General features: G+C 39.7%; 3 protein-coding genes. All 3 read left to right on the top strand.

What is annotated here, in order from left to right; translation table 11 throughout:
- Positions 1–72 precede the first annotated feature (72 nt).
- Positions 73–1,833 (top strand): YcaO-like family protein, encoded by a 1,761-nt coding sequence (locus QZU45_RS11900; protein WP_295355574.1) that lies wholly within the window; start codon positions 73–75, stop codon positions 1,831–1,833.
- Positions 1,820–2,425: a lipoprotein insertase outer membrane protein LolB gene (locus QZU45_RS11895; protein WP_295355572.1), complete on the top strand. Its 606-nt coding sequence runs from the start codon at positions 1,820–1,822 to the stop codon at positions 2,423–2,425. The genes QZU45_RS11900 and QZU45_RS11895 overlap by 14 nt, the downstream gene beginning before the upstream one ends.
- A gap of 7 nt (positions 2,426–2,432) precedes the next feature.
- Positions 2,433–2,890: 4-(cytidine 5'-diphospho)-2-C-methyl-D-erythritol kinase (gene ispE / locus QZU45_RS11890; protein ID WP_295355570.1), on the top strand; the 458-nt coding region annotated here is incomplete at its 3' end.

Below are 2,890 nucleotides of genomic sequence, written 5' to 3'. Positions count from 1 at the left end.
CAAAGCGCAAAGAAAATAATCTTTGTGCTATCATTAGCATGTTTATTTTTATGTAGTTAGATAGGATTTAAAATGACCACCATTGTTGGTAAGGATGCTCCTTTAGAGCAGAGTATTGAACATTTTACTGATACTTTAAAGAAACTGAATATAGAAGTTGTTGAAGATAACTGGTTAAATCCTCTAGATAACGTATATTCAGTTCACTTGGCAATTGCATCTCTTCCTTGCATCTATACCAATGGAAAAGGTTCATCCAGACTTGCCGCAAGGGCTTCAGCCTACGGTGAGCTTTTTGAGAGACTGGCAACCCATCTGTCATTTTCAGATTACTATCTTGGACTTGATAATTCCAATGCACCATACGTTCATTTTAAAGATGAAAAATGGACTGTTATTGATCAGGCTGATCCTAGCCTTCCTACAGATGTACTTAATGCCTCACTGCGCAAGTTCTATTCAGAGAATACCGATCTAAATCTTGAGGATCTGGTTGACCTTCAGTCATCATCGTTCTCCAGAGGCGTCTGCTCTATTCCTTTTACAAACGCCAGAAACGGTGAAGTCGTGTACTTCCCAGTAAATCTTCTGGATAACCTGTACGGCTCTAACGGTATGTCTGCTGGAAATACAGAATATGAAGCTCTGGTACAGGGGCTTTCAGAAATTATCGAGCGATATGTTAAAAAAGAAGTAATAAAAAGAGGTCTCGCTCTTCCTGTAATTCCAGATGAAATTCTCTCAAAATACGAGAAATCCTATAAGACCCTGCAAGAGCTCAAAGGCAATCATCTGACTGCCGTTTGTTATGACGCTTCATTAGGAGGAAAATTTCCAGTAGTCTGTGTAGTACTGTTTAACCAGAGCAACGGAACCTGTTTTGCATCTTTCGGATCACACCCTATTTTTGAGGTTGCGCTGGATAGAACTCTGACAGAACTGATGCAGGGTAGAACCTTCAGCGATCTTGATAACTTTGATGCCCCGGATTTTGATCTTGAAAGAACTTCTGACATAGTTAATCTGGAAAGTCATTTCGTTGACTCAACCGGTATTCTTCCAATGCAGATGTTCAAAAAAGTTCCAGATTACCGTTTTGTAGCCTGGGATTTCAGTGGCAATACTCAGGAACAGTACAAAGCATTAAGATACATGATTGCAAAACTTGGTTTTGATATCTATGTCCGTTCCTACAATTACCTTGGTGTCTGCGTCTACCGTACTGTTGTTCCAGGAATGTCAGAAATCTATCCTGTAGATGATCTTATCTACAACAACACCAACAGCGGCATTGATTTCCAGGAGGCACTGCTATCTCTACCTCAGACAGAGGAATCCGTAGAGACCTACAAGAGCTATCTGGATGAACTGGAAAATGAAAATGTCGATAATGACGCTCTGGTCTGTCCTCTATTAGGAATTCTACCTGACAGCAAATCTGCCTGGGAGAGCCTGCGTATGGGAGAGCTTCGCTGTCTGATTGCTCTGGCAGCAGGAGAACACGAAAAAGCTCTTGAGTATGCCCAGTGGACAATCTCTTTCAATCAGGTTAATTTCACGTTGGATAAGATTGCCTTCTACCAGTGCATCACCAAGATTCTTGAATGTAAAACTGAAGGCTCACTAAAACTAGAGGACTACCAGCAAGGTCTGCAGCTTTTATTTGGAAAGGAAACCTTTGAGTCCGCCCTTGATCACGTCAACGGTAATGCAAGATTTGGCAACCTTATTGCCTCCGATCTGAACCTCAAGGGATTTTCTGCCCATCAGGAGCTGATCAGAATCTACAATATTCTAAAAGAAGCTCAGGAAAACCATAATGTTAAAAAGTAAACTTTATCTTTATGTTATCTGTGCATCAGCATTCCTGCTCAATGCCTGTTCTTCAGGAATTGAAGAAACAGATTTTTCAAAACTGACACCTGAACAGCGAATCGAAAAAATTTTAAAGATCAATGAATTAAAAGAAAATAACAAAATTGCCCTTTTCTCAACAAAAAATAAAAGCAGACTAGCGGTAAACAGTGTTTATCATTATAAAAATAAGGCTTTCTCGTTAGAATTTTTAGGCCCTATGGGGATGCGCTATGCAAAACTTGATGTACTGGCAAACGGCACAACTTACCTTGATGTACAGGGAAGAAATTTTAACGGAGATAATGCAAGAGCTCTACTAAAAGAACAGTTCAATCTTGATATTCCAGTTGAAAAACTTCCTGATATCATGTTCGGAATTCCAGATGGCAAATGCTCATACGATACTCACGGATATGTGAACAAAGCCACCCTTTCAGAAGGGTATGAGGTTGCATACAAGCAGTACAAAACATTTAAAGGCGGGGTTGTGCTACCTTCAGACATTGAGATAATCGCCCCAAATAATAAAGTGTTAATAAAAGTTAACAGCGTTACCACTCTAAATTAATAAAAAAATGAAACATAACTTTCTAAGTCCTTGTAAGCTTAATCTTTTTTTATACATTACAGGTAAAAGAGAGGATGGATATCATAATCTCCAGACACTGTTTGTGGTTTTGGATTATGGTGACATGATGCATTTTGAAACCACTGATGATGGGAAAATTGAATTAACCACAGACTTTGGGTTTGATGTTAAAAAGAATCTGATTTACAGAGCGGCAAAGCTGTTACAGGATAAAACCGGCTGTTCCCTTGGTGTCACTATTTCCATAGACAAAATTCTTCCTCAGGGAGGCGGTCTCGGAGGAGGCTCAGCCAACGCTGCCACAACACTGCTTGTGCTAAATAAGCTTTGGAAACTGAATTTTTCTGAAAAAGAGCTTATAGAAATGGGAACAGGACTTGGTGCTGATGTTCCGATCTTTATAAAAGGGACAACCTGCTTTGCCGAAGGTATAGGAGAAAAGCT

It is taken from the genome of uncultured Succinivibrio sp. (assembly GCF_902756765.1).
Classification (GTDB): domain Bacteria; phylum Pseudomonadota; class Gammaproteobacteria; order Enterobacterales; family Succinivibrionaceae; genus Succinivibrio.
The sequence above is the reverse complement of the archived record's forward strand: the minus strand, read 5'-3'. Positions and strand labels throughout refer to the sequence as shown.